This window comes from Spirillospora sp. NPDC029432 (genome assembly GCF_040703975.1).
Classification (GTDB): domain Bacteria; phylum Actinomycetota; class Actinomycetes; order Streptosporangiales; family Streptosporangiaceae; genus Spirillospora.
In genome coordinates, this window is record NZ_JBEZWH010000041.1 from 42,747 (window position 1) to 68,622 (window position 25,876).

The window sequence follows — 25,876 nt, forward strand, 5'->3', positions numbered from 1 at the left end:
GGAAGCGTCCGACTTCGCAACATTCGCACCGTCGAAGGGCCCGGAGAATGAGCGACGAGCTGCCCGCCTTCCTGGTGGATCCGCCGTGGGAACGGGAGGCCCGCGAGCGCCGCGCGGCCGTCGAGGCCGAGCGGGCGAGGGAGGTGCCGCTCGTTCCCGGGCTGGAGCCGCCCGCCGCGCGGAGCGTGGAGTGGGAGCCCGGGGAGCGGAAGGCGTGGCTGGAGACGCGCCGCTGGGCCTTGTCGTCCCAGAAGGAGAGGGACCTCCTCGAGAAGGAGGGGTGGGAGGGGATCCTCCGGGCGTACCAGGACGGCGGGCTGTCCTACGCGCCGTCCCAGGCGGCCTTGTTCGCGAACGCGCCCGAGGAGCTCGTCCGGCCGCTGCTTCCCGACTGGCGGCCGGCCTTCAGCACCCACTCCGCCAAGGGCCTCAAGGTGTTCGCGGCGCGGTTCGAGCTCGACGCCCTCCACGTGGTGGTCGCGAACGCCAGGTCCAGCGCGTACGACGCCGGTCCGGCGCTGATGCCGTTCCTCGACGCCGAGGTCGCCCGGATGATGGCGGACTGGCTCGTCCGGCTGAAGTCGGCGCAGCGGATCTCCCGCGCCTGGTTCGCCCGGCACGGGACGGCGGCGGTGCCGTTCCTGGTGCCGGACGCGCTGGGCAAGCGGCGCGTGCCCAGCGAGAAGGCCACGGCGGCGCTGTCGCTGATCGCGGCCGAGCACGGCGCGGAGAGCGTGGTGGAGGCCGCCCGCCCGTACGGCGAGCCCGCCGCCGCGGCCGTCGAGCGGCTCCTCGGCGGTACGGCACCGGAGGCCGCGGCCAAGGGCCCGGTGGACAAGCCCGCCAGGCCGCTGCCCACGAAATGGCTGGACCGGGCCGGGCTGCCGGAGGTGCGCCTCAGGGACGGCCGGCCGCTGCCGCCTGCGGCCGTCGAGAACCTCATCGGCGCGCTCACCCTGTCCCCCGGCGTCCGGTGGAACGGCCCGGCGCTCATCTACCCGGGCCTGCGCGACGTCCTGGACCAGTGCGACCCCGCGTCGCTGGCCGCGTTCGGCTGGGCGGTCGTCGAGGGCTGGCTCGCGGCGGGCCGGCCGAAGCGCAACCGCTGGGTCGGCGACCAGCTCGTCTGGCTGGCCGACGACGAGGTCACCCTGCGGCTCGGGGCCCACGTCCGCAGGCGGCCCAACGACTTCGGCAACCACGCACTCGGGGTGCTCGGCGACATCGGCACCGACACGGCGCTGCTCCAGCTGCACCGCATCGCCCGCCGGGCGACCCCGGGCATGCGCCGCACCGCCGAGCAGCGGCTGGCGTGGGCCGCCAGGGAACGCGGCCTGACGGCGGACGAGCTCGCCGACCGGCTCGTTCCCGACCTGGGCCTGAACGGCGACGGCACGCTCGTCCTCGACTACGGGCCGCGGCGCTTCACGGTCGGGTTCGACGAGGAGCTGAAGCCGTTCGTGATCGACGAGGCGGGCAAGCACCGCAAGACCCTGCCCAAGCCGGGCGCCAAGGACGACATCGAGCTCGCGCCCGCCTCGTACCAGCGCTTCTCCGACCTCAAGAAGGAGGTGCGCGCCCTGGCCGGCGACCAGATCGCGCGGCTGGAACGGGCGATGGTGACCGCGCGCGAATGGAGCGCGGACGAGTTCCGGCGCCACTTCGTCGAGCATCCGCTGGTGCGGCACATCGCCCGCAGGCTGGTGTGGGCGACCGAGGGCCTGCCGTTCCGGATCGCCGAGGACGGCACGCTCGCCGACCTCGACGACGGCGCCGTGACGCTGCCCGAAGGGGCCCGGGCCTGGATCGCGCACCCCATGGAACTCGGGCACGAGGAGTTCGGCGACCTGGTCCCGGCGTGGGCGGAGGTGTTCGCCGACTACGAGATCGTGCAGCCGTTCCCGCAGCTCGGGCGGCCGTTCCAGCTGCTGACCGAGGACGAGCGGGCGACCGGCCGCCTCGACCGCTTCGCCGGCGCGACCACCTCCGCGGGCGCGCTCCTCGGGCTGACCCGGCGCGGCTGGGAGCGCGGCCCGGCGGAGGACGGCGGCGTCCAGACGACGATGGTCCGCCGGATCGGGAAGACCCTCCACCTGGTGATCGAGCTGGATCCGGGCATCGCGGCCGGCGCCGTGGACCTCTTCCCCGAGCAGACGCTCCGCGAGGTCCGCTTCACCGAGCCGCCCCGCGAGCGGCTATCCCCGGTCGCCGCCTCCGAACTGCTGTACGACCTCGGCACCCTGGCCTGATCCCCCGGGCCGGTTCGCCAAGGCGCCACCAAGATTACGAAATCCAGTGTTTGCCCCCGATCGGCGATCACGTGCCGATCGGAGGGAATTCCTAGCGTGCGGATCGACCGCTTTCCCGGAAAGTGCACGCAGGAAAGGCCTGAAATGTCTCCAGGGCTGAACACCGGTGATTCCGCCTGGCTGATGGTGAGCACCGCGATGGTGCTCCTCATGACGCCAGGGCTCGCGTTCTTCTACGGCGGGATGGTCCGCTCCAAGAACATGCTGACGATGCTCTACATGAGCTTCGTCTGCATCAGCCTTGTGACGATCCTCTGGTTCCTCTACGGGTACGGCATCGCGTTCGGCAAGGATGTCGGCGGCCTCGGGCTCATCGGCTGGGGCGACTGGCGGCTGGGGAACGTCGGGCCCGAGGCGCTCCAGGACAGCATCCCGGAGCAGATCTACGCCTGCTTCCAGCTCACGTTCGCGATCATCACGGTGGCGCTGATCAGCGGTTCCATCGCGGGCCGGGCGCGGTTCGGCCCGTGGCTGCTGTTCGTGGTGGTGTGGGTGACGCTGGTCTACCTGCCCATCGCGCACTGGGTCTTCTCGCCCTCCGGGTTCCTGAACAAGTGGGGCGTAATGGACTTCGCCGGCGGCCTGGTCGTCGAGCTGAACTCGGGCATCTCGGGGCTCGCGATGGCGATCGTCCTGGGGCCCGGCCTGGCGTTCCGGCGCAAGGAGGGGCCGCGGCCGGACAACATCCCGTTCGTCATGCTGGGGCTCGGCCTGCTGTGGTTCGGCTGGTTCGGGTTCAACGCCGGATCCGCCCTGAGCGACGGCGCGCTCGCGACCCGCGCCTTCGTCAGCACGATGATCGCCGGCTGTGCCGGGATGCTGACGTGGCGGCTGCTGGAATGGCTCCGCACCCGTGAGCTGACCAGGCTCGGCTCGGCCAGCGGCGCGCTCGCCGGGCTGGTGGCCATCACCCCGTCGTGCGCGTTCGTCGGCGTCGAGGGCGCCTTCATCATCGGGGTCGTGGCCGCCCTGGTGTGCACGTACGCGGTCGAGCTGAAACTCGTCGCCGGGTACGACGACACCCTCGACGTCGTCGGGATCCACGGCGCCGGCGGCATCGTCGGCGTCCTGTCGCTCGGCTTCCTGGCCACCGGGTGGGGCCAGGGCTCCCCCGGCCTCTTCTACGGCGGCCCGATCTCCGTTCTGGGCAAGCAGCTCTTCGCGGTGGTCCTCGTCGCGCTCTACGCGTTCTGCGTCACCTACGTCATCGGGAAGGCCATCGACCGGCTGTGCCGCATGCGCATGACGGACGAGGAGCAGGCCAGGGGCACCGACGCCGCCTTCGCCGAAGGCTGATCCGGGAGGTTGATGATGGGAGTCCGTCCAGCCCGGCGCCTCGCGGCGGCCGCGGCCCTGCTGGCCATGGCCCTGCCGGCCATGGTCCTGGCGGGATGCAGCGACGACCCGACCGAGACGAGCAAGGAACCCGCGGTCGGGACCGGGGGGAACGTCGGGAACGTCACCGTCCGCGACCTGTTCGTCCTGGCCGGGCCGTCCGGGCAGAGCGTCCCGGCGGGCGGCTCGGCACCGGTCTACCTCACCCTGATCAACGATCCGGAGACGGTCGAGACCGCGGGCCCGGGCGGCTCGCCGGATCCGCAGCGGGGCAGCGACGCGCTCGTCGGCGTGTCCTCGCCGGCCGCCGGCTCCGGGGAGGTCCTGGGCGGGGCGGTCCAGGCCCCGGCCGGGCGGAACGTCACCGTCGGCCCGCGGGCCACGGTCGTTCTCAAGGACCTGAAACAGCAGCTGGTGCCGGGCGAGAACGTCCAGGTGTCGCTGAGGTTCCGGCAGGCCGGATCGGGCACGTTCAACGTCCCGATCCAGGGCAGGGAGGGCGATCTGGCGAGCTACTCGCCGGCTCCGGCGGAGTGAGCGGAACGCCGGCGAGAGGGCATCGGTGTCCGAGAAGCGCGACCACGGGCCGCTGCCCGTGCTCCTCATCTTCCTGACCGCCATCACGGGGCTGATCGACGCGGTCAGCTATCTGGAGTTCGGCAACGTCTTCGTCGCGAACATGACGGGGAACGTCATCTTCTTCGGCTTCCGGCTCGGCGGCAGCGGCGAGGCGTCGGGCGCGCTGGTGGCGACCACCGTGGCCAGCGTCTTCTTCTGCCTGGGGGCCGCGATCGGCGGCAGGCTCCCCCTCATCCGGCGGCTCGGGCACCGCGGCATCGTACTGTCGGCCGGTACCGCGATCCAGGCGTGCGTCCTCGCCGTCGCGGCCCTGCTGGTGACGCTGCTCGGGCACGCCCCCGCGTTCGAGCGCCGGGTGCTGATCCCGCTGCTGGCCACCGCGATGGGCTGGCAGTTCGCGATCGTGCGGCGGATCGACGTCCCGGGCTTCCGGACGGTCGTGATCACGACCGCGCTCACCTCGCTGGTGGCCGACCCCGGGCAGCCCCGGCGGCAGGCCGTCCACAAGGCGCAGTCGATCGTGGCGCTGCTGCTGGGCGCGATGGCCGGGCCCCTGCTCATCAGGAACGCCTCGGTGGCGGCGCCGCTGTGGGTGTCCGCCGCGATGCTGCTGCTGATCGCCGCCGCGGGTCTCGCCGCCGCGCGCCGGGACGGTTCCGAGAGCTGGGGCTGAGGCGCGCCCGAGCCTTTCCGGTACTTGGCCAACTGTTGACCGGCCGCCAATTTTGCGGTGCCGCCTCCGGGAAATGGACGACGATGCCATTCGCGTTCATCCCCAAGGAGAGTTTCCGTGCCGTCATCGTCCGCGGACGTGTCCGATGCGGATGACACGTCGCCCCGGAAACAGCTGATCGACTCCGCGCTGACGATTCCGCGCGGGGTCGGCCAGGTCGATTTCCAGTCCAATGTCTGGACCGGGCTCATCTTCATCGTGGCGCTTTTCGCGGGAAGCTGGAAGTTCGCCGTCTTCGGGCTGCTGGGCACGCTCACCGGCACCGTCACCGCGTACCTGCTGGGCGCCGCCTGGGACAAGATCTCGATCGGGCTCGAAGGGTTCTGCGGGACGCTCGTCGGCGTGGCCCTGGTGCTCTACCTGGGCGTGAACTGGATGACGGTCGCCCTGGTCATCGGGGCGGTGGTCGCCACGAGCGTGCTCACCTCGGCCATGGCCACGGTGCTCGCGCCGTACGACCTGCCGACCTTCACCGCGCCGTTCTGCGTGGTGACGTCGGTGGTGGCCATCGGGGCGCCGTCGTACGCGCGGGTGTGGGCCGGGCACACCGACACTCCCCCGCCCTCGGCGTCCGACCCCGGTACGGCGATGAGCTGGCACGACCTGTGGCACGGCTTCTTCAACGGCGTCGGGCAGGTGTTCTTCCAGGACGAGTGGTACGTCGGCCTGATCTTCCTGATCGGGCTCGCGGTGGCGAGCCGGATCGTCGCGGCCGCGGCGGCCGTGTCCAGCCTGATCGGGCTGCTGGTCGGCTGGTGGCTGGGCGCGCAGGCGGCCGATCTCGGCGCCGGGCTCTACGGCTACAACTCCGTGCTGACCGGGATCGCGCTGACCGGGACGTTCCTCGCGCTCACCCCGGTCGGCGCGGTGTACGCGGCGATCGGGGCGGCGAGCGCCGCCGCGCTGACCGCGGGCATCACCGTGCTGTTCGACACGGTCGGCGGCCACACCCTGACCTGGCCCTTCGTCCTGGTCACGTGGGTGTTCCTGGCGGCCGTACCACTTTTCTCCAGGCTACGGCGGGCCGGTTGAGCGCCGGACCGCGCTCTCAGAGAGGACCTCGATGAACCTGTCACCACGTGAGATCGACAAGCTGCTCATCTTCACCGTCGCGCAGCTGGCGGAGCGGCGCAGGGAGCGCGGCCTGAAACTCAACTACGGCGAGACGGTCGCGCTGATCAGCTCCGCCATCGTGGAGGCCGCCCGGGACGGCAAGTCGGTCGCGGACTGCATGGAGCTGGGCAAGCAGGTGGTGGGGCCGGACGACGTGCTCCCCGGCGTGCGCGGGATGCTGAAGCTCATCCAGGTGGAGGCCACGTTCGACGACGGGACCAAGCTGGTCTCCTGCCACGACCCCGTGGGCGGCGGCAAGTGACCGGAGGGACCGGACGCGCCGTCCTGCCGGCCGGCGGGCACGAGGCCCCGCCCGGCGCCTGCGGGACGCTCGGCCCCGGCCGGGATCTGGCGGTCGCGCTCGCGGACCGGCCGCGCGCGGTCGTCGTCCCGATGACGCTGGGCCGCGACCCGGAACTCGCGCCCGCGGCGGCGCAGACGCTCCGGTGGGCGGCGCGCGGCGCGGCCCCCGGCGATCTCCTGCTCGCCGCGCCGCTCGGCACGACGACGCACCTGGTCGGCTGGCTCCGCGCCGCCGCCGTGCGGGCGGCGCGCGGCGGCGACGGCGGCCGGGCGCTGCTGCTGGTGGCGCCGCCGGGCGGGCCGGACGACGACGCGGAGCTGTTCAAGGTGGCGCGGCTGGTCTGGCGGCACCTGCGGATCCCGTGGGTGGAGGTCGCCTTCACCGGCGGCGAGCCCGATGTGCCCGAGGGCGTGGAACGGTGCCGCCGCCTCGGCGCGCGGGAGGTCGTGCTCGTGCCGGCCTCGCTCGTCCCGCCCCCGCCGTGCGAGGGCGCCCTGACGGCCGGTCCGCTGCTCGGCCCGGCGGCGCTCGCGGCACTGGTACGGCGGCGCGCGGCGGAGGCGGAGGCGCGATGGCGCCGGGACGGTGCCGACGGCCTGGCGGACGCCGCGGCGCACCACCACCACGACCACGGGCACGGCCATGGGCACGGCCACGGTCACCACGACGGGCCCGCGGGGAGCCCGCACGACCCTTTTCCTGATTCCACCGAGACGACGAGCCTGAAGGAGGCGGCCGCTCATGGCCGATGACGGGTACATGTTCGCGAGGGGCTCGATCGAGCTCAACGCGGGTCAGCGGAGGGTGTCGCTGACCGTGCGGAACACCGGCGACAGGGCCGTGCAGATCGGCTCCCACTTCCATTTCTTCGAGGTCAACCGGGCGCTGAGCTTCGACCGGGAGAAGGCGTTCGGGATGCGGCTGGACATCCCCGCCGGGACCGCCGTCCGCTTCGAGGCGGGCGACACCAAGCAGGTGCGGCTCGTCGAGTACGGCGGCGGGATGCGCATCGTCGGCTTCGGCGGCCTGCTCGACGGGAGCATCCGGTCCGGCGCCGCGAAGAAGCGGGCGCTGACCAGCATGCGCGCCAAGGGCTACCTCGACGAGCCCGGCGGGTCCGGCAAGGGCTCCGAGAAAAGCTCCGGCAAGGGCTCCGGGAAGGGCTCGGCCAAGGGCTCCGCGAAGGGCTCCGGCCGGGGCGGGAAGAAGGGCTGACGGCGATGGCGACGACGATCTCTCGCGAGCAGTACGCGAGCATGTACGGCCCCACCGTGGGCGACCGCTTCCACCTGGGCGACACCAACCTGATCGTGGAGGTGGAGAAGGACCACACCGAGGGCCACTACGGCGACGAGTCCCAGTACGGCGGCGGGAAGACGGCCCGGGACGGGATGTCCTCCGACCCGGCCTCGCAGAACGCCACCACCGCGCTGGACACCGTGATCACCAACGTGGTGATCATCGATCCGGTGCTGGGCGTGGTGAAGGGCGACATCGGCATCAAGGACGGCCGGATCGCCGGTGTCGGCAAGTCCGGCAACCCGCACACCCAGAACGGGGTGGACCGGCGGCTGATCATCGGCGCCGGCACCGAGGTGATCTCCGGGGAGAACCTGGTCGCCACCGCCGGCGCGATCGACACGCACGTCCACTTCATCGCGCCGCAGCAGGCGCAGCACGCGCTGAGCAACGGGATCACGACGCTGGTCGGCGGCGGCACCGGCCCCGCGGACGGCTCCCGCGGCACCACCTGCACGCCCGGGCCGTGGAACATCGGCAAGATCCTCCAGGCGTACGAGGACATCCCGATCAACATCGCGGTCTACGGCAAGGGCAACAACAGCCTGCCGGGCTCGCTGGACGAGCAGCTGCGGGCGGGCGCCGCCGGGCTGAAGGTGCACGAGGACTGGGGCTCGACGCCCGCGGCCATCGACTGCGCGCTGCGCGTCGCCGACGACCACGACGTGCAGGTCACCATCCACACCGACACGCTGAACGAGGCCGGGTTCGTCGAGGACACGATCGACGCGATCGACGGGCGGGCGATCCACACGTACCACTCCGAGGGGGCGGGCGGCGGGCACGCGCCCGACATCCTGCGGATCACGTCGGAGCCGAACGCGCTGCCCGCGTCGACGAACCCGACGCTGCCGTACACCCGCAACTCGGTGGACGAGCTGCTGGACATGACGATGGTCTGCCACCACCTCAGCTACGACGTCCCGGAGGACCTGTCGTTCGCCGAGAGCCGGGTGCGGGCCGAGACGATCGCGGCCGAGACGGTGCTGCACGACCTGGGCGTCATCAGCATGATCGGCTCCGACTCGCAGGCGATGGGCCGGGTCGGCGAGTCGTTCACGCGGGCGTTCCAGGTGGCGCACCACTGCAAGGACAAGCGCGGTGCGCTGCCCGAGGACTCCTCGCGCAACGACAACCGCCGCGTGCTGCGCTACCTGGCCAAGCTCACCATCAACCCGGCCCGCACCAGCGGGATGGCGGACGAGATCGGCTCGCTGGAGGACGGCAAGCTCGCCGACATCGTGCTGTGGCAGATCCACTCGTTCGCGGCGAAGCCGTTCATGGTGGTCAAGGGCGGGCTGATCAGCTGGGCGCAGATGGGCGACCCGAACGCGTCGCTGCCCACCCCGCAGCCGGTCTACCTGCGTCCCACGTACGGGTGCCGCGGCGACGCGCTGCGGAAGACCTGCGTGACGTTCATGTCGGACGCGGCGATCGCGGAGGATGTCCCGGAACGGCTCGGCCTGGGGCGGATCATCCGGCCCGTACGGCAGTGCCGGACGGTGGACAAGCGGCACATGCTGTACAACTCGACGCTGGCCGAGATCGCCGTGGACCCGGAGACGTACAAGGTCACCGTGGACGGCGAGCCGGCGTCCATCGAGCCGGCGAGCAAGCTGCCGCTGACCCGGCTGTTCTTCATCGCATGACGGCGCCGCCGCCGGAGCCGGGCGGGCTGGAGCCGCTGCTCGCGCAGCTCCAGCTCACCGACTCGGGCTTCCCCAGCGGGCTCTACACCCTGTCGCACGGGCTGGAGGGCTACTACCAGCTGGGCGCGGTGCCGGCGGAGGGCCTGGCCGGGCTGGTGACCGATCTCGTACGGGCCGCCGGGTCCGGGGACGCGGCGGCGCTGGTCCTGGCGCACCGGGCCGTGACGGCGGGCGACTGGGACCGGCTGGTGGAGACCGACCGCCGGCTGCACGCGATCAAGCTGAACCGGGAGCAGCGGACGGCGTCGGTGCGCACCGGCCGGCAGGTCCTGGAGACCGCCGGGCCCGCGTTCGCGTCGGCGCCGGCGGAGCGGCTGGCCCGGCTGGTCGCGGACCGCGCGACGCCCGGCAACCACGCGGTCGTCGTGGGGGCCGTGCACGCGGGGCTGGGGGTGCCGGTCCGGGACGCGGTGGCCGGCGACCTGTACGCGTTCGCCGCGAGCTGCGCCGCGGCGGCCGTACGGCTGGGCCGCGTCGACTTCCGGCGGGCGCAGGCGCTGCTGCGCGAGGTCCGGCCCGAGCTGGCGCGCGCCGCCGGTACGGCGCTGGCCGCGCGGGACCCGCGGGACCTGCACGCGTCGACGCCGGCGGCCGACGCCGTCTCCGCCGTGCACGAACGGGCCGAGGCCCGGCTGTTCATCACCTGACCGAGACGTCTGGAGCACGCGCATGGAACTGGAGAAGGTCTACAAGGTCGGCATCGGCGGGCCGGTGGGATCGGGCAAGACGGCCCTGATCGAGGCACTGGTGCCCGTCCTGGTGAAGCGGGGGCACCGGCCCGGCGTCATCACCAACGACATCTACACCCAGGAGGACGCCGAGCACGTCCGCCGCACGCTCGCGGGGACGCTGGACGCCGACCGCGTCGTCGGCGTCGAGACCGGGGCGTGCCCGCACACGGCCGTCCGGGACGACCCCACGATGAACCTCGCGGCGGCGGCCGAGCTGCTCGACCGCTTCCCGGACATCGACATGCTGCTGTTCGAGAGCGGCGGCGACAACCTGACGCTCACGTACAGCCCGGCGCTGGCCGACGTGTTCGTGTTCGTCCTGGACACCGCCGAGGGCGAGAAGATGCCGCGCAAGCGCGGGCCCGGCACCACCGACTCCGACCTGCTGATCATCAACAAGATCGACATCGCGCGCTATGTGCGCACCGATCTGGCGGTCATGGAGCGGGACGCCCGCGCGGTCCGCGGCGAGGGCGCGGTCATCCTCACCGACTGCCTCGCCGGTACCGGGATCGCGGAGGTCGCGGACTTCGTCCTCGCCCGCCAGGAGGCGATGTGCTCACCCGCGGGCTGACCCTGGCCGCGGCGGAGACCGGCGCGGGGCGGGGCTCCGGCCCCGCCCGCACGGCGCCCGAGCGGTGCGCCCCGGAGTGGCTGCCCGCCGAGATCGCGCGGCACGCCGCCGTGCCCGACACGCTTCCGGTCGGCGCTCCCGGCAAGGTCGGCGTGCTGGAGCTGGCCTTCGCGGCCGCCGGCGGCCGGACGGAGCTGACGCGGCACTTCCAGAAGGCGCCGCTGCACACCACCCGGCCGCTCTATCCCGACCCCGGCCGTCCCGGCATGCCGACGGTCCTGTTCATGTCGTCAGGCGGCGGCGTCCTGCAAGGGGACCGGTACCGCGTCGGGCTGGACTGCGGGCCCGGGACGTCCGTGCACTTCACCACCCAGACCGCCACGCGGCTGTACCGGATGGAGCACGACTACGCCACGCAGCTCGTCGAGCTGGCCGCCGGGCCGGGCAGCTACGTCGAGTACCTGCCGGAGACCACGATCCCGTTCGGCGGTTCGCGGTTCTACCAGCACATGAGCGTCACCGCCGATCCGGAGGCGACGGTCGTCCTGGGCGAGAGGCTGATGGCGGGCCGGCTGGCGCGCGGGGAGCGGCACGCGTACACCGCGTACTGCGCCGACCTGGAGGTACGGGATCCGGACGGCGGCACGGTGTTCGCGGACCCGCTGCGGCTCGTTCCGGGCGCGGAGCTGGTGACCGGTCCGGGGGTGTTCGGCGGCTTCGGGGTGATGGCGTCCCTGTACGTGGTCACGGCGGCGCGGCCGGCGCAGGAGGTGGCCGACGCCATGCACGGCGCGATCGCCGCGGCGGGCCTGCGCGGCGGGGCGAGCGTCCTGCCCGGCGGCCGCGGGGCCTGGGCCCGGATGCTCGGCGGCCACTCGCCGGAGGTCTCGGCCGGGTTCCTGCGGACCTGGGACGCCGTCCGCCGGCTGCTGATCGGGGTCCCCGTGCCGGAGCGGCTCCGCCAAGGGGAGGTGCGGCCGTGAAGCCGCTGATGAAGGGCCGCCTGCGCCACCGCGAGGAGGCGGAGGCCGCCGCGCTCCACCCGCACGCGGGCAAGCCCCCGCCGCCCGGGCTGAAGCCCCGGGTCATCGCGGAGATCGCGGCCGGGGGCGCGATCGGCGCGCTCGCCAGGTACCTGCTCGGCGAGGCCGTCCCGGCGTCGGACACGGGCTTCCCGTGGAACACGTTCACGATCAACATGCTCGGCTGCCTCGCCATGGGGGTGCTGACGACGTACCTGCTCGGCGGCAGGCCGCACCCGTGGGCGCGGCCCTTCGCGGTCACCGGGTACCTGGGTGGCTTCACGACGTTCTCGCACCTGATCGACGACATCCACATCCTCGGCGACGCGGGGAGGCCGGGGCTCGGCGTCCTGTACGCCGTCGTCAGCGTGCTGCTCGGCTGGGTCGCGATCGCCGCGGGCCTGGTGATCGGCAAGCGGATCCCGCACGGCCATGGGGGAGGGACGGCGTGACGGCGCTGGCATTGATGGTCCTGGTCCTGATCGGCGGGGCCGTGGGAGCGACGCTCCGGTACGTGATCGACGGCTACGTCAAGGCGGCCGCCGGGAAGTCGTTCCCGTGGGGCACGCTCGCGGTGAACCTTCTCGGCGCGGGCTTCCTGGGGGCGCTGCACGGGGCCGGCACCGGCACCCATGTGGAGGCGCTGCTGGGGACGGGCCTGTGCGGGGCGCTGACGACGTTCAGCACGTTCGAGCTCGACACCGTCCACCTGATCCAGGACGGCTCGTACGGCCGGGCCGCCGTCAACGCGATCGGCAGCCTGGTGCTGGGTTTCGCGGTGTTCGCCGTCCTCTATCTGATCTTCGAGCGGCTCGTCTGACGGGGCCGGAGCCGCAGGTCACAGGGTGGATATCGGTTCCGGGCCGGGGTAGGGGGTCCGATATGAGCCGAAATGAGAAGCATGCACGCGAAGTCGCCGAAGAGCTCGCGGAGCACCCCGAGGATCCGAGGTTCCGGAACCGGAGACCCGGGGTGCGCGCGCCCCGGGAGGTCTCGCGCGAGGACGCCGACGCCGACACCGCCGGGCTGATCGGCGGCACCGGAACGAGCGGCGGCGGAGGCCCGCACGCGGGAGCCGAATTCGGCCACACGGAAGGCCGCCCGCTGGTCGACGTGCCGTCCGACGACGAGCTCGACGACACCGTGCTGGGCGCCGAGCCGCGCCCGCCCGACGACGACGACGAGACGTGAGCCGGGAGCAGGGCCCGCGAAGCGCGGGCAGGGCAGACAAAGGACTACCCGGGACGGTGCGGACCTTCTAGTCTCCTTCCCCAGGACACGCTTCGTGAGCGGTGATATCCGCGGAGTGGAGGCTGGGTGGAGCCGCTCAAGGCGGGCGATCCCGAACGTATCGGTTCCTACCAGGTGCTGGCCCGCCTCGGCGCGGGCGGCATGGGCGTGGTCTACCTGGGGCGGTCGCGCGGCGGCCGCACGGTCGCGGTCAAGGTCATCCGTACCGGCTTCGGCGGCGACGCCCGCTACCGCGCCCGCTTCCGGCGCGAGGTCGCCGCCGCCCGCAAGGTCACCGGCGTGTTCACCGCGCCGGTGCTGGACGCCGACCCGGACGCCGCCGAGCCCTGGCTGGCCACCGCGTACCTGCCCGGGCCGACGCTGCGCGAGGCGGTCGCCGCGCACGGCCCGATGCCGCCGGACGCGGTGCGCGCCCTCGGCGCCGGGCTCGCCGAGGCGCTGGCGGCCGTGCACGCCGCGGGCGTGGTGCACCGCGACCTGAAACCGGGGAACGTGCTGCTGACCGCCGGCGGCCCCCGGGTGATCGACTTCGGGATCGCGCGGCCCGCGGACGCCACCGCCGTCACCCGGGCCGGAGCGCCCATCGGAACGCCCGGATTCATGTCGCCGGAGCAGGTGACCGGCGGCGACGTCGGCCCGCCCAGCGACGTCTTCACGCTCGGCGCGGTGCTCGCGTACGCCGCGTCCGGTACGGAGCCGTTCGGCAAGGGCCCGGCGCGGTCCCGGCTGTACCGGGTGATGAACGTCCAGGCGGATCTGGACGGTGTGGCCGACGAGGGGCTGCGCGGCCTGATCGAGGCGTGCCTGCGGCGCGAGCCCGAACGGCGCCCCTCGCCCGCCGAGGTGCTGGACCGGCTCGGCGGCACCGGCGGCCTGTCCTTGCAGGGGACGGGATGGCTGTCCCCGCCGGTCGCGGCGGACGTCGACGCGCGGACGGACCGTCCCGTACCGGACCCGCCGGCCGCGGACCCGCCCGAGGCCCCGGCACGGCGCCTCCCGCGCCGGACGGTCATCGCCGGGATCGGCGCGGGCGCCCTGGCGACCGGCGGAGCGGGCGCGTTCCTCTGGGGCACCGGCCGGGACCCGGGCAAGAGAGGGAGACCCGCGGCCCGCCGGACCTCGCCCGCGACACCGCCGCCCCGCGCCGTCCCCCGCTGGAAGGTGAAGGTCGGCGACTACTACCCGGACCTCTACGCCGCCGGTGGCGTCCTGCTGGCGCGGACCGACGACGAGACCTTCCACGCGCTGGACCCGCGTACGGGCAAGGTGCTGTGGAAGCGGCCCGCCTCCGGAATGTCCAAGGTCGCCGGGGACACCGCCTACCTCGTCGACGAGGACCTGGACCTGCACGCCGTACGGCCCGCGACCGGGAAGGCGCGCTGGACGTTCTCCGCGCCGTTCGGGAACTTCCCGATGCCGGGCCCGGCCGTCACCGGGCGGGTCGCCTGCATCGGCAACTACCGGAAGAAGCAGGTCAGGGCGCTGGGGCTGGACGACGGGCGGCTCCGCTGGACGGCGGACGCGGCCGCCGAGGAGGGCATCGCGGCGGGCGGCGGCGTCGTCGCGGCGATCGGCGCGAAGGTGACCGGCCTGGACGCGGGCACCGGCCGCGAGAAGTGGACGTACGAGATCGACGAAGGGCGCCATCCGCACTTCGGCCACGGCCTGTTCCTCGTCGCCGACAGGCGGTCCACGGTGCACGCGATCCGCGCCGCCGACGGGAGGGCCGCCTGGCGGCGTCCCGGGGCCGGGCAGGGCTTCCTCCTCCAGGTGGGCGGCGGCCTGGTGTTCACCGACGCGGGCGGCGGCCACCTCCTCGCCCTCCGCGCCGCCACCGGGGAGGTCGCCTGGACCCGCCGGGTCGGCACCGGCGAGGGCGCGGACTACGGCCGCGGCAACGCCCTCGGCCTGTCCGGCGGCACCCTCTACGTGGGCTGCACCGACCGGAACGTCTACGCCCTCGACGCGGCGACCGGCCGGATCCTGTGGAGGTACGGCGCGGACATGACGCTCACGTCCGGGCCGGTCGGCATCGGCGGGCTCGCGTTCACCGCCACCCGGGACGGGCACGTCCACGCCCTCGCCCCGCCGGCCGCGAACGGAGGCGGCCATGCGGCCCCTTGAGCCCGCCGACCCGCGCACCATCGGGGACCGCTACCGGGTCCTGGCCCGGATCGGCTCCGGCGGCATGGGGACGGTCTACTTCGGCCGCTCGCCCGGCGGCCGGGCGGTGGCGATCAAGCTGGTGCACGCCGAGCTGGCGGCGGACGCGGAGTTCCGGGAGCGCTTCCGGCGCGAGGCCGCCGCCGCCCGCACGGTCGGCGGTGGCTTCACCGCGGCGGTCCTGGACGCCGATCCGGACGCCGCGGTGCCCTGGCTGGCGAGCGAGTTCCTGGCGGCGGTGCCGCTGGACGAGGCGGTCCGGGACGGGGGCGCGCTGCCGCCCGCCGCGGCGCGGACGCTGGCCGCCGGGATCGCCGAGGCGCTGCGCGCGATCCACCGGGCCGGGATCGTGCACCGCGATCTGAAACCGGCGAACGTGCTGCTGACCGCCGACGGCCCGCGCGTGATCGACTTCGGGATCGCCCGCGCGCTCGACGCCGCCACGATCACCCGTCCGGGCGACCGGGCGGGCTCGCCCGGGTTCATGGCGCCGGAGCAGGTGGCGGGCGCCCCGGCCGGCCCGCCGGCCGACGTCTTCTCGTTCGGGTCGACGCTGGCGTACGCGTGCACCGGCGCGGAGCCGTTCGGCGAGGGGCCGTGGCACGCGAAGATGTTCCGCATCGAGTCCGGTGCGCCGCGCCTGGGCCGGATCGCCGACGAGGAACTCCGCGCGCTCGTCGCGTCCTGCATGGACCGCGATCCCGCGCGCCGCCCGTCCGCCGAGGAACTGGCCGAACACCTCGCCGCGCCCCCATCGCCCGGCTGGCTCCCATCCCAGGTCACCGCCGAGATCCGCAGGCGCGCCGCCGAGGCCGAGAACCCGCCGCCGCCCCGCGCCCGCCGCCTCCGCCGTCCCCCGCCGCTCCCCGCGGCCGCCGCCGCGGCGATCACGCTGGCCCTCGGCGCCGGCGGCGCGATCATCGCCTGGCCCTCCCCCGGTCCGGACGCGGCGGGCGCCCCGCCCTCGGCGGCCCCGTCCCAGACCGTCCGGACGTCCCGTCCGAGCACCCGCACGCTGGAGTTCTACGTGACCGGCGACGTCCGGCTCACGTCGATGACGTACACGGTGAACGGCCGCGACACGACCCTGCGGAACGTGCGGCTGCCGTGGCGCCAGGTCGTCCAGATCCCCGCGCTGCCCCGGCAGACCAAGTGGCGCCTGCGCTACAAGTTCCCTCCCGGCGAGGTCAGATGGCGGGTGCTGGTCGACGGCTTCGGCGCCGCGAGCGGCATGAGCAGCGCCCGAGGCCGCCCCAGCATTGGCGACTACGACGGCACCCACTGACCCCGCCGTCGGGTGTCACTCGATCCGCGCACCCGGGCCGGGTGGCGGGTGGTGGCCGTTGGGGGCGGTCTGGGTCAGGCGGGTGGTGGCCTGGTGGATGGCGGTCTCGACGGAGGTGACGCGGTCGGCGAGGAGGCCGAGGGCGCCGACGGTGCGGGTGACGGGGTCGGCTGCGGGGCCGCCGAGGGCGACCGTGCGGGCGTGCGCGGCCTTGATCTCGGACCAGCGGGCGGCCTGGGCGGGCGTCAGCCGGCCGCGGATCTCGGCCAGCTTGAGGAGGTTGGCCTCGGCGTCCGAGGTGAGGGTCTGGGCCTCGCCCGCGTAGTGGTCGTCGATGATGCCCTCCAGCTCGGCGGCGGTGAGGACGGGCAGCAGCCGGGCGGCGATCCTGTTGAGGTTCCGGTACGAGCCCTGGAGGCGGAACGGCGGCTCGGTCCGGGCGGCGTCGGACCGCGCGGCCGAGGCGATGTAGGCGCGGTTGACGGCGAGGACGGTGTCGCGCGCGCGGAGCAGGTTGCGCAGCACGGCGAGGATCTCGTCCAGCTCCACCCGCGTGTACGGGTGCGCGAGCCGGTCGGGCCGGACGGTGCCGTCGCCCTCGGCCAGCCGTACGAGCAGCTCGACGTCGGCGCGGTCGCGGGCGGACAGCGGCGCCAGGACGGGGTTGGACGTGAGCGCGTTCTCGATGTAGCTGAGCGCGAAGAGGTCGTCCCGGCCGGACAGGACGTCGCCGAGGTTCCACACGTCGGCGCGGTTGGCGAGCATGTCGGGGAGCCGGAAGCGGGCGCCCGACTCGGTGTACGGGTTGCCCGCCATGCAGACCGCGAACCGCTTGCCGCGCAGGTCGTACGAGCGCGGCTCGCCGTCCCGGACGCCGTCCATGCGGCGCTGGGCGTCGCAGAGCGGGATGAACTTCTGGAGCAGCTCGGGCGAGGTGTGCTGGATGTCGTCCAGGTAGAGGAGGACGTCGGAGCCGAGCTCCAGCGCCATGTTGATCTTCTCGACCTCCTGGCGGGCGGTGGCGTCCGGCGCCTCGGCGGGGTCGAGGGACGTGACGCCGTGGCCCAGGGCCGGGCCGTCGACCTTGACGAGCAGCAGGCCGAGCCGGTCGGCGACGTACTCCATCAGCGTCGTCTTGCCGTAGCCGGGCGGTGAGATGAGCAGGAGCAGGCCCATCCGGTCGGCGCCGCCGCCGGCGGTGCCGAGCTGCTTGGCGAGGTTGTCGCCGATGAGCGGCAGGTAGACCTCGTCGAGCAGGCCGTTCCGGACGAACGAGGCGGGCACGGCGGGGCGGTGCTCGTCCAGGCGGAGCCGCTCCTTCTCGGTGGAGATCAGCTCGGTGCGCCTCCGCTGGTACGCGCGGTACGCCGGGACGCGTTCCGCCTCGAACCGCCGTATCCGGGCCAGGGTCTCGTCCAGCCGTACGGGCAGCTCGCGCCCGGAAAGGCGGGGGTGCGCGCCGAGGAGGCCGCCGACGGTGGCGGTCAGGGCGGCGGACGAGTCGCGGCGGGGCGCGTCGCACAGCAGCGTCGCGATCGCCTCCGGCTGGTCGGGGTCGCCGGGGCGGTAGGCGTCCAGCCAGGTTCGCGCCAGCCGGTAGCGGTCCGGGAGCGCGGTCAGGCCGGCGAGGTCGCGGGCCAGATCTGGGCCGCCGCCTAGTGCGCCGTGGAAGTCGTCGAGGAGGGCGCGGGCGAGGCCGCCGCTGACGAATCCGGGCGTGCCGGACGCCAGTTCCTCGAAGAGGTACTCGCCCGCCAGGCCGGCGGGGCGGGGGATGTCGTGCGCCTCGCAGAAGGCGGTGATGGCGGTGTCGAGTTCGGCGCACAGCTCGTCCGCCGCATGCGGGTCGCCGAAGGTGTCGCGGGCGCGGGCCAGGGACACAGCGCGCGTGGCCAGGGTCGCGCGGGCCGCGTCGCCGGCGCCGTGCGTCCAGTAGAGCTGGGCGGCGGCGCGGGCATCGGGCGGGTAGCGCAGCAGGCCGGCGCCGGCGGAGAGGTCGCGGAGCGCGCGCAGGATGAGGGCGGCGTCGTGGTCGTGGACGCCCCGCTCGTACCCCTCGTCGAAGCGCTCCCCGGCGGCGTGCCGCACGTACGCGAGGAGATCGCCGGAAGGGGCGCCGGGCAGCAGGGTCGCGGCGAGGTACTCGGCCCGGTAGACCTCGGGCGTCTCCGAGACGAGGAGCTGGTCCCAGAACGGGCGCGTCTCCAGGAATGCCGCGTCGCGCACGGGCACCCGGTAGTCGGTGCCCGTCACGGCGAACGCGAGCGCGCCCTCGTGCGGGACGAGCGTCAGCTCCGCGGGACGGGTGTTGACGGTGAACCGGTGCCGGCCGAGCCGGATCAGCTCGCCGCCGCCGTCGTACAGGTCGTGCCGGTCGCGCAGCGCGCGGCCCGCCTCCTGGCGGGCGGCACGGAGCCGGCCGTCCAGCTCCTCGGCGCGGGCGACGTCGCCCAGCTCGCGCAGCTCGGCGGCGACCGCGCGCAGCCGCTCCACCATCGCGTCGGTGCCGAAGTAGGTGTTGACGTCGTCGAGCGAGTCCAGCGCGGCGGCGCGGCGGCGGACGCCGGCGAGGATGCGGTCGGCGGACCCGGCGAGGCGTTCGGCGCGGCGGGCGCGCTCGTCCAGGAGGGCCTGGCGGCGGGCGGAGAACGCCTCGTACACGTCGGCGCGGCGCGTCTCCAGCCGCGCGAGGAAGTCGTCGAACTCGGCGAACCGCGCCTCCAGCCCCTCCAGCCGCAGCAGCAGCCTTCCGAGCTGCTCGTCGCAGCGCTCGGGCGTGCCCGCCAGCGCCAGCGCGCCCGCGACGGCCTGGTCGAGCAGCGCGGACTCGGCGGCGAACGCGGCGCGCCCCTCGGTGTCCAGCAGCTCGCGGCGGCGCCCGTCCAGGACGGCGCGGGCCCGGTTGACGCCGCCGAGCGCCGCGCCGACCCGTTCCAGGATCTCGGTACGGACGGTCGCGTCCGCGATGTCGAGCCCGCCGACGACCTCGGTGACGATCTCCAGCCCCTCGGTCTGGGCGGTGAGCCGGCCGGCGACGGGTCCGGCCTCGGCGGCCGTGCCGATCGCGGCGGCCTCGGCGCCCAGCCGCTCGATCTCGGCGTGGTAGCCGGCGAACGCGCCGTCGCCGCGGAGGAAGCCGACCGCGCGGTGGCCGGTCGCGTCCCGCTCCTCGGCGAGGGCGGCGGCGAGCGCGTCGATCCGGGCGCCGTCCGCGAAACGCATCTCGCGCAGGCTCTCCAGGTGCCCTTGGGCGCGGCGAAGCTCGGCGAGCCGGGCGATCCAGGCGTCGGCGGTCGCGGGCTCCTCACCGTCGCCGAGGCGGATCAGCGACGTGATCGCGCCGTCCGCCGCGTCGACCGCCTCGGCGGCCTCGCGGGTGAGCTCCTGGACGTTCTCGTACTCGGCGAGCACCTGCTCGGCGGCCGTCCGCACCTCGGACAGCGGCGCCAGCAGGTCGCCCAGCTCGTCCTCGCCGAGCCAGTGGTGGAAGTCGGCCGCGCGGACGCAGGCGGCGATGAGCGCCTCGAAGACCGCGGCGGACGCCGACATCTCCTCGACCATCCGGGTGACCGACAGGCAGTCGGAGATGCCGCGCACGAGATCGGCGTTGCCGACGCGGTCGAGCGGGCCGGTGCCGGCGGGACGGGCGGCGGCATGGGCGTCCGACATGAACGGGCTCGCCCACACCTGGACGGGATGCACCCGCGCGGCCTCGCCACCGGACGCCCGCAGCACCACGAGCGTGCCGTCCTCGAACAGCGCGTGCCCCTGGCACACGACCGGCGCCGCGACCTCTTTGCGGATCACGTTGTAGCGCAGCAGCAGCGTCCGGCCGTCGCCCGGCGCGCGGAAGACGTACAGGACGTCCTCGCCGTTGGGCGACCGCACGACGCGCTCGTACTCCAGGCCGGTCACGTCGGTGTCGAACGTCTTCGCGGCGCCCGTGTCCAGGTAGTAGCCGCCGGGGAAGACGATCCCGGCGTCGCCGGGCAGCCGCCGGCACGCCCGCTCGATGCCGTCCAGCCGGGTCACGGTCCCGGTGCGGGTGTTGAACACCAGGTGCCGCCACGCCGTCTCGTTGTACGGGCGGACGCGCAGCAGGATCAGCGCGCCGACGCGGGCGTGGTGCACGTCGGCGTCGGCGAGGCTCTGCAGCGGCTCGTCCACCGGCTCGGTGTGGATCTCGGCGTCCCCGGCCGTGATCGTGAGCGTGCCGCCGAGGGTGTCCACGAACACCTCGCCGCCGATGGAGATCTTCGGATGCCGGCCGGGAACGTGGTCGGCGCGGGTCGTCTCCGTCCACGCGAAGTCGTGCGACGGCGGCCGGGCGTGGTCGCGCTCGCCCCGGTTGTCCAGGTACCGGACGGTGCCGCCGGGGCCGCCGGGGCCGGTCTCCCAGCGGAGGACGCGCACGTCGTCCAGGCGCGGTCCCGTCTGGAAGACCGCGAGCAGCCGCCCGTCCGCGTGGCGGAGGCGCAGGAGGCGGGCCTGCCGGTAGTAGCGGTACATCTCGGCGAAGTCGCGGCCGAACCGCTCGTCGTCGAGCAGGCCGGGCAGCGCGGCGTCCCCGGCCGGGACGATCGACACGGCGCCGCCGTCGCCGTCGCCGTCGCCGCGGGTCACGCGGTGGAGCGCGAGGACGTCCCCGGCCCCCGCCGGCTCGCCGCCGCCCGCGCCGGCCGCGCCGTTGTGGCCGAACAGCAGCAGGCCGCCGACGGCCACGATGTCGCGCGGGACGCGGTCGTCCCCGGTACGGATCCGCTCCGTGCCGAGCAGGCGCGGCTCGGTCCCGCCGAACACCTCCAGCCGCCGGGCGTTCAGCTCCGCCGCGCGCCGCGCCAGCTCGGCGGCGTGCCCGGCCAGGCGGGCGCGCAGCACCTCGTACGTGCCGTGGTCGAGCCCGCCCCCGCCGCCCTGGGTCGGCGGCACGGCGGTCGCGGTCTCGGGGGTGGGCTCGCTCATCGGTGGTCCTCCTCCGGTCCGGCCGGGTCAGTTGGACGCGAGGTTCGCGGACGCGTGGTTGGTGCCGTGGCTGGACGGGTGGCCGGACGCGTCCAGTTCGGCGACCGGCATGTCGGCCACGCCGAGCCGCTGCGCGGTCTCCAGCAGCTCCCGCATCCGGGCGGCGTCCGGGCCGCCCTGCTTGGCGAGCCGCAGCAGCAGCGCGGACAGCGTCAGGTCGCGGACGCCCGCGGTGTCCAGCGAGCCGAGCAGTCCCGCCAGGTCGTCGGTGAAGGCGCGCGTGCCGTCCAGCCACGGCCCGGCCAGCTCCCGCGCGGTGGACGAGTTGTTCACGAACCCGTCGACGCTCTTGCCGAGCGAGATCGCGCCCATGAGCCGGTCGAAGAACACGCTCTCGCCGCCGACGATGCTGATGTCGGCCCCCTCCAGGCCGGCCGCGAGCACCGCCGCCTGCGCCTCGGCGACCTGCCGCTGGACGTCGATGCCGGCCATCCGGACGTCCTTCTCGGCCTCCAGCCGCAGCCGGTACTCCTCGTGCTGGCGGGTGGCGTCGTCCAGCGCGGCCATCGCCGCCGCCTTCTCGGTGAGCCCCTCGGCCTCGGCCTTCAGCTTCTCCCGTACGGCGACCGCCTCGGCCAGCGCCAGCTCCCGCGCCGCCGCGGCCTCGGCGTGCCCGGTCCTCTCGATCGCCTCGGCGCCGCGCTCGCGCACCTGCACCTCGGCGAGCCCGGCCGCGGCCGTCTCCGCCTGGATCCCCTCGGCGAGCCGCACCTTGGCGCGGGCGTCCAGCTCGGCCGTCCGCTCGCGCGCCTCGGCCAGCACGAGCGCCTCGCGCGCCTTGTGCGCGGCGGCGGCCTCGGCCGCCTCGGCGGCCTTGATGTCCTTGACCAGGTTCTCCTGCGCCTCCGCCTCGGCCTGGATGATCACGGCCTGGCGGGTCCGCTCGGCCTCCTCGACCACGCGCAGCCGCTTGATGTGCTCCTCCTGCTCGGCGACCGTGCGCTCGACCGCGATCCGCTCCCGGACCACGTTCGCGATCTCCCGCCGCTCGGCCTCGATCTCCTTGTCGGCCTCGATGCGGGTCAGCTCGGTGGCGCGCTCGCGGGCGATGACCTCCAGCAGCCGGTCCTTCTCGATCCGCTCGCTCTCGATCGCGATGACCCGCTCCTTGTTCTTCGCGGCGACCGCGACCTCCCGGTTCCGGTTCTCGGTCTGGACGCCCAGCGCCTCGTCGGTGCGCAGGTGCGCGGTCTGCGCGCGCAGCCGCTCCTCGGCCTGGACGCGCTCGATCTCGGCCTGCTCGCGGGCCCGCACGGTCTCGACCTCGCGCTGCTGCTTCAGCTCCGCGTCGGCCTGCCGGCGCTCCAGCTCCAGGATCGCCTCGCGCGCCTCGACGTCCTGCCGGGCGATCTCCTTCTCCTCGTGGCGGGCCAGCTCGTTGGTCCGGACGTGCTCCAGCGCGGTCAGCTCGGTGATCTTCCGGATGCCCTGGGCGTCCAGGATGTTGGACTTGTCGAGCGAGAGCAGCGACGTCTGCTCCAGGTAGTCGATCGCCGCGTCCTCCAGGCTGTAGCCGTTCAGGTCGGTGCCGATGACCTGGATGATCGCGTCCCGGAACTCGTTGCGCCGGGTGTACAGGTCGGCGAAGTCCAGCTGCTTGCCGACCGTCTTGAGCGCCTCGGAGAACTTGGCCGAGAACAGCTCCTGCAGCGTCTCCTGGCTGCTCGCGCGGGCCGTGCCGATCGCGGCGGCCACCTTCTTCACGTCCTCGGCGGTCTTGTTGACGCGGACGAAGAACGTGATGCGGATGTCGGCGCGGATGTTGTCCTTGCAGATCAGCCCGTCCCGGCCGGTCCGCTCGATCTCGATGGTCTTGACCGAGATGTCCATCTGCTCGGCCTTGTGCAGCACCGGCAGCACGATCGCGCCGGTGAACGTGACGTCCACCTTCCGGAGCTTGGAGATGATCAGGGCGCGGCCCTGCTCGACCTTGCGGAACAGCCTGGTCACCATCAGCACGAGCGCGAGGACGACCAGCAGCGCGAGGGCGAGCACCACGCCCGCGCCGATCGTTATGGCATCCATGTGGAATCCCTGTCTGTGAGAAGGGAGGAAAGGGAACGCGGGGTCTGCGAGGCGAAGGTCCGGCGGGCGGTCAGCCCGGGTCGGGCGGCGCGTCGTACGGCATGACCCAGAAGAACTCGCCGGCGGCGTCGTAGTCGAAGATCAGTGCGGGGCTGCCGAGGGTGAGCGCGGCGGGTTCGGCCCGGCCCGCCACCGCCAGGTCCGAGTCCGGCACCCTGACCTGCACCAGGGCGGACGTCCCGTCGTCCGCGGCGACCTCGGCCTGCCCGAAGTCCGCGCCGACCCGGCCGGTGCGGATGACGCACATCCGGCCCACGAGGTCGCGCCGCGAGTCACCCGCGCCGGCCCACCCGGCCGGGACGAAGCGGCGGAACGCGCGCACCAGAGCGGCCGTGGCCAGCCAGGACGCCGCGAGCGCCGCCGGCAGCGTCACCGCGCCGGGCACGCCCAGCGCGGAGCCCGCCAGGCTCGCGAACCACGCGACCACGACCAGCGAGGACAGCGCCACGATCACGGGGGCGCCGCCCAGCCTGGCGGCGGCCAAGGCGTCCCCGGCGCCGGCCCCTGTATCGGCGTCGAGGACGTCCAGGCCGACCGCCACCAGCACCCAGTAGCCGGCGACGACGATCAGCGGAAAGGTGAAAAGCGCGGTCGGAAAGCCCAGTGCGACATCAATGAATTCGCCCATGCGAATGGCACGCTTCCGTGAGGATGACAGGCGTCATCGGATCACCGCCCGGCGGGCGGAGATCGGCGATCGTTGATCGGCGAGAAGCGGGGAAAGCCGGGACGAGCCGGGACGGAGCGTCGGTTCAGCTCCGGCGTCGCGCCGCCGCGGCATGCCCGGCGGTTCCCTGATCAGGGAAGGCGGCCGCGCGTACGAAGGCGCGCAGGGCGGCGGGCATACATGGATGATCGCCCACGGATACGGGGCGTGGGGATGGGCCGTATCGGCTCACGGTATGTGCCTCCCGGTCGACGGACCACTCCTGTCTCGCCGACCAGACTTCCCGGCACACCGATAGTTAACTTAGCGTACTTCCAGCCCTTTGGAAAGGGCTGGATGACCATTTCGTTATAGCGCGGCGCCGTTTCAGGGCGCCCATCTGCGCTTTCATTCGGCCGATTCGGTCCCGGATCCGCCCTGCGGCCCGCTCGCGGAACCGGTCCGGTCCGTGCCCTTCGCGGCGCGCCGCAGCCAGAGCGTCATGCCGCCCACCAGGATCCCCCACGTGATCAGCCAGACACCGGCCGGCCGCCGCCGGCATCACCCGCCGGGGATGAGAGCGGTGCCGCCCGGCTAGATGAGCGAGAGCCGGCGGGCGCGCCGGACGGCGTCGCCGCGCCTGGTCACGGCCAGCTTCCGGTAGATGCTCTTGAGGTGGGTCTTGACCGTGTTGGCCGAGACGCTCATCTCCAGGGCGATCTCGTCGGTGGTCAGCATCCCGGCGAGGTGGCGCAGCACCTCCAGCTCCCGGGCGCTGAGCCGGCCGACGATCTCCGCGCCGCCGCCGCCTTCCGCGGCGGCGGGAGCGGGCCCGGCCGGCCCCCAGCCCAGCGGTTCGAGGAACGCCCGGTGCGCGCCCGCCAGTTCGGGATCGCGGCGCAGCAGCGGCCGGAGCCACGCCCTGGCCGCCGCGAACGGCAGCCTGATCAGCTCGCGCTCGCCCAGCCGGAGCGCGTGGTCCAGGGAGCGGCGCCCGCGCGAGACGTCGCCGCCGCCGTACGCCAGGCGCGCGTCGAGCAGCCAGGCGTCCACGCGCGCCGCCGCCGGCACCGAAGCCGGGACGGCCAGCAGCGGGCGGAGGAGCCCCGCGGCGCCCGCCCGGTCCCCCTCGCCCAGCCGCGCCCGCGCCAGCGCCACGCTCGCGGCGGGCTCGTCTCCCGCGCCGGCTCGCCGGGCCGCCGCTCCCGCCGCGCCGTACTCGCCGCGCACCAGCAGGGCCTCGGCCTGGACGAGCGACACGCGGCGCGCCAGCCACGCCGGCGGCCCGAGCCGGTGCGCGGCCGCGGCCCGGTCCAGCGCCCGGCCGGCCGCCGCCGCGCCGGGCCCGGCCAGCTCGGCCCGCGCGGCGACGATCGCGTGCAGGGCGGTGAGGCAGAGGTCCGCCGGGCGGGCCGCGCCCTCGCACGCGTCCCGTACGGCCAGGTCCGCGCGGTCCAGCTCGCGCCGCACCGCCGCGAGGTCGTACGCCTCCAGGCACGCCCAGGCGCGGGCGAGGTGCGCGGACGCGGCCAGCCGCCCGGCCGTGGCGCCCGCGCCGGAGTGCCGGACGGCCTGCTCCGCCGGCTCGGCGGCCGTCCGGAACCGGCCGGACGCCGCCGCCGCGAGCGCGCGCGGGTAGACGGCCACCTCGTCGAGGGTGCCGTTCAGGTGGTCGCTGGACGGCCTGCTCGGCCAGCCGGTGAGGTTGTCTCCGCC

20 protein-coding genes and 1 pseudogene are annotated in these 25,876 nt (G+C 74.2%); 17 read left to right on the plus strand and 4 right to left on the minus strand.

What is annotated here, in order from left to right; genetic code table 11:
* Nucleotides 1-47 precede the first annotated feature (47 nt).
* The 17 genes and pseudogenes from AB0881_RS27440 (at nucleotide 48) to AB0881_RS27520 (ending at nucleotide 16,407) form a co-directional block, all read left to right on the plus strand.
* A complete protein-coding gene (locus tag AB0881_RS27440; protein WP_366621293.1) occupies nucleotides 48-2,249 on the plus strand; it encodes a DUF4132 domain-containing protein in 2,202 nt (733 codons plus the stop codon).
* 144 nt (nucleotides 2,250-2,393) lie between these two features.
* On the plus strand, nucleotides 2,394-3,605 hold the full coding sequence (locus AB0881_RS27445) for an ammonium transporter (protein WP_366621295.1): 1,212 nt from the start codon (nucleotides 2,394-2,396) through the stop codon (nucleotides 3,603-3,605).
* Nucleotides 3,606-3,620: 15 nt separating this feature from the next.
* Nucleotides 3,621-4,181 carry a hypothetical protein gene (locus AB0881_RS27450; RefSeq protein ID WP_366621297.1) on the plus strand — a complete coding sequence of 187 codons (561 nt, stop codon included), beginning with the start codon at nucleotides 3,621-3,623 and terminating at the stop codon, nucleotides 4,179-4,181.
* Nucleotides 4,182-4,206: 25 nt separating this feature from the next.
* Complete coding sequence (locus AB0881_RS27455) at nucleotides 4,207-4,896, plus strand: YoaK family protein (protein ID WP_366621299.1); 690 nt, start codon at nucleotides 4,207-4,209, stop codon at nucleotides 4,894-4,896.
* Nucleotides 4,897-5,034: 138 nt separating this feature from the next.
* Nucleotides 5,035-5,988 (plus strand): urea transporter, encoded by a 954-nt coding sequence (locus tag AB0881_RS27460; RefSeq protein ID WP_366621301.1) that lies wholly within the window; start codon nucleotides 5,035-5,037, stop codon nucleotides 5,986-5,988.
* Between the two features lie 31 nt (nucleotides 5,989-6,019).
* On the plus strand, nucleotides 6,020-6,331 hold the full coding sequence (locus AB0881_RS27465; RefSeq protein ID WP_366621303.1) for an urease subunit gamma: 312 nt from the start codon (nucleotides 6,020-6,022) through the stop codon (nucleotides 6,329-6,331).
* Entirely contained in the window at nucleotides 6,328-7,125 is a 798-nt protein-coding gene (locus AB0881_RS27470) for a CbiX/SirB N-terminal domain-containing protein (RefSeq protein WP_366621305.1), read from the plus strand. The genes AB0881_RS27465 and AB0881_RS27470 overlap by 4 nt, the downstream gene beginning before the upstream one ends.
* A pseudogene (gene ureB, locus AB0881_RS27475) lies at nucleotides 7,115-7,417 on the plus strand (urease subunit beta); the annotation flags it as partial. The gene AB0881_RS27470 and the pseudogene ureB, both read left to right, overlap by 11 nt.
* Nucleotides 7,418-7,593: 176 nt before the next feature.
* Nucleotides 7,594-9,321, plus strand: coding sequence for an urease subunit alpha (gene ureC, locus AB0881_RS27480; protein ID WP_366621307.1), 1,728 nt, complete (start codon nucleotides 7,594-7,596; stop codon nucleotides 9,319-9,321).
* Entirely contained in the window at nucleotides 9,318-10,028 is a 711-nt protein-coding gene (locus tag AB0881_RS27485; protein WP_366621309.1) for an urease accessory UreF family protein, read from the plus strand. The genes ureC and AB0881_RS27485 overlap by 4 nt, the downstream gene beginning before the upstream one ends.
* Nucleotides 10,029-10,050: 22 nt before the next feature.
* The gene (gene ureG / locus AB0881_RS27490) at nucleotides 10,051-10,686 is read left to right on the plus strand and encodes an urease accessory protein UreG (protein WP_366621310.1); all 636 of its coding nucleotides are present in this window, start codon (nucleotides 10,051-10,053) and stop codon (nucleotides 10,684-10,686) included.
* Nucleotides 10,668-11,669, plus strand: coding sequence for an urease accessory protein UreD (locus tag AB0881_RS27495; protein ID WP_366621312.1), 1,002 nt, complete (start codon nucleotides 10,668-10,670; stop codon nucleotides 11,667-11,669). Before ureG ends, AB0881_RS27495 begins: the two co-directional genes overlap by 19 nt.
* Nucleotides 11,666-12,160, plus strand: coding sequence for a CrcB family protein (locus tag AB0881_RS27500; protein WP_366621314.1), 495 nt, complete (start codon nucleotides 11,666-11,668; stop codon nucleotides 12,158-12,160). Before AB0881_RS27495 ends, AB0881_RS27500 begins: the two co-directional genes overlap by 4 nt.
* Entirely contained in the window at nucleotides 12,157-12,528 is a 372-nt protein-coding gene (gene crcB, locus AB0881_RS27505) for a fluoride efflux transporter CrcB (protein ID WP_366621316.1), read from the plus strand. The genes AB0881_RS27500 and crcB overlap by 4 nt, the downstream gene beginning before the upstream one ends.
* A 152-nt stretch (nucleotides 12,529-12,680) precedes the next feature.
* Complete coding sequence (locus tag AB0881_RS27510; RefSeq protein WP_366621318.1) at nucleotides 12,681-12,899, plus strand: hypothetical protein; 219 nt, start codon at nucleotides 12,681-12,683, stop codon at nucleotides 12,897-12,899.
* Nucleotides 12,900-13,025: 126 nt separating this feature from the next.
* Entirely contained in the window at nucleotides 13,026-15,083 is a 2,058-nt protein-coding gene (locus tag AB0881_RS27515) for a serine/threonine-protein kinase (protein WP_366621320.1), read from the plus strand.
* A complete protein-coding gene (locus AB0881_RS27520; protein WP_366621322.1) occupies nucleotides 15,070-16,407 on the plus strand; it encodes a serine/threonine-protein kinase in 1,338 nt (445 codons plus the stop codon). The genes AB0881_RS27515 and AB0881_RS27520 overlap by 14 nt, the downstream gene beginning before the upstream one ends.
* A gap of 15 nt (nucleotides 16,408-16,422) precedes the next feature.
* Here the strand turns inward: AB0881_RS27520 and AB0881_RS27525 are convergent, their stop codons facing one another.
* The 4 genes from AB0881_RS27525 to AB0881_RS27540 all read right to left on the minus strand — a co-directional run.
* Entirely contained in the window at nucleotides 16,423-21,369 is a 4,947-nt protein-coding gene (locus tag AB0881_RS27525; RefSeq protein WP_366621324.1) for a DNA repair ATPase, read from the minus strand.
* Nucleotides 21,370-21,396: 27 nt separating this feature from the next.
* Nucleotides 21,397-23,454 carry a flotillin family protein gene (locus AB0881_RS27530; protein WP_366621326.1) on the minus strand — a complete coding sequence of 686 codons (2,058 nt, stop codon included), beginning with the start codon at nucleotides 23,452-23,454 and terminating at the stop codon, nucleotides 21,397-21,399.
* Nucleotides 23,455-23,524: 70 nt separating this feature from the next.
* Nucleotides 23,525-24,142 carry a hypothetical protein gene (locus tag AB0881_RS27535; protein WP_366621327.1) on the minus strand — a complete coding sequence of 206 codons (618 nt, stop codon included), beginning with the start codon at nucleotides 24,140-24,142 and terminating at the stop codon, nucleotides 23,525-23,527.
* A 612-nt stretch (nucleotides 24,143-24,754) separates the two neighbouring features.
* Nucleotides 24,755-25,876 (minus strand): LuxR C-terminal-related transcriptional regulator (locus tag AB0881_RS27540; protein WP_366621329.1); only part of this gene is annotated, 1,122 nt, incomplete at its 5' end.

Excerpts from the sequence above, each read along its gene's own strand:
- ureG (WP_366621310.1), top strand. The coding sequence starts at position 10,051 with ATGGAACTGGAGAAGGTCTACAAGGTCGGCATCGGCGGGCCGGTGGGA.
- AB0881_RS27450 (WP_366621297.1), top strand. The coding sequence starts at position 3,621 with ATGGGAGTCCGTCCAGCCCGGCGCCTCGCGGCGGCCGCGGCCCTGCTG.
- AB0881_RS27465 (WP_366621303.1), top strand. The coding sequence starts at position 6,020 with ATGAACCTGTCACCACGTGAGATCGACAAGCTGCTCATCTTCACCGTC.
- AB0881_RS27485 (WP_366621309.1), top strand. The coding sequence starts at position 9,318 with ATGACGGCGCCGCCGCCGGAGCCGGGCGGGCTGGAGCCGCTGCTCGCG.
- AB0881_RS27520 (WP_366621322.1), top strand. The coding sequence starts at position 15,070 with ATGCGGCCCCTTGAGCCCGCCGACCCGCGCACCATCGGGGACCGCTAC.
- AB0881_RS27525 (WP_366621324.1), bottom strand. The coding sequence starts at position 21,369 with ATGAGCGAGCCCACCCCCGAGACCGCGACCGCCGTGCCGCCGACCCAG.
- AB0881_RS27445 (WP_366621295.1), top strand. The coding sequence starts at position 2,394 with ATGTCTCCAGGGCTGAACACCGGTGATTCCGCCTGGCTGATGGTGAGC.
- AB0881_RS27530 (WP_366621326.1), bottom strand. The coding sequence starts at position 23,454 with ATGGATGCCATAACGATCGGCGCGGGCGTGGTGCTCGCCCTCGCGCTG.
- AB0881_RS27440 (WP_366621293.1), top strand. The coding sequence starts at position 48 with ATGAGCGACGAGCTGCCCGCCTTCCTGGTGGATCCGCCGTGGGAACGG.
- ureC (WP_366621307.1), top strand. The coding sequence starts at position 7,594 with ATGGCGACGACGATCTCTCGCGAGCAGTACGCGAGCATGTACGGCCCC.
- AB0881_RS27535 (WP_366621327.1), bottom strand. The coding sequence starts at position 24,142 with ATGGGCGAATTCATTGATGTCGCACTGGGCTTTCCGACCGCGCTTTTC.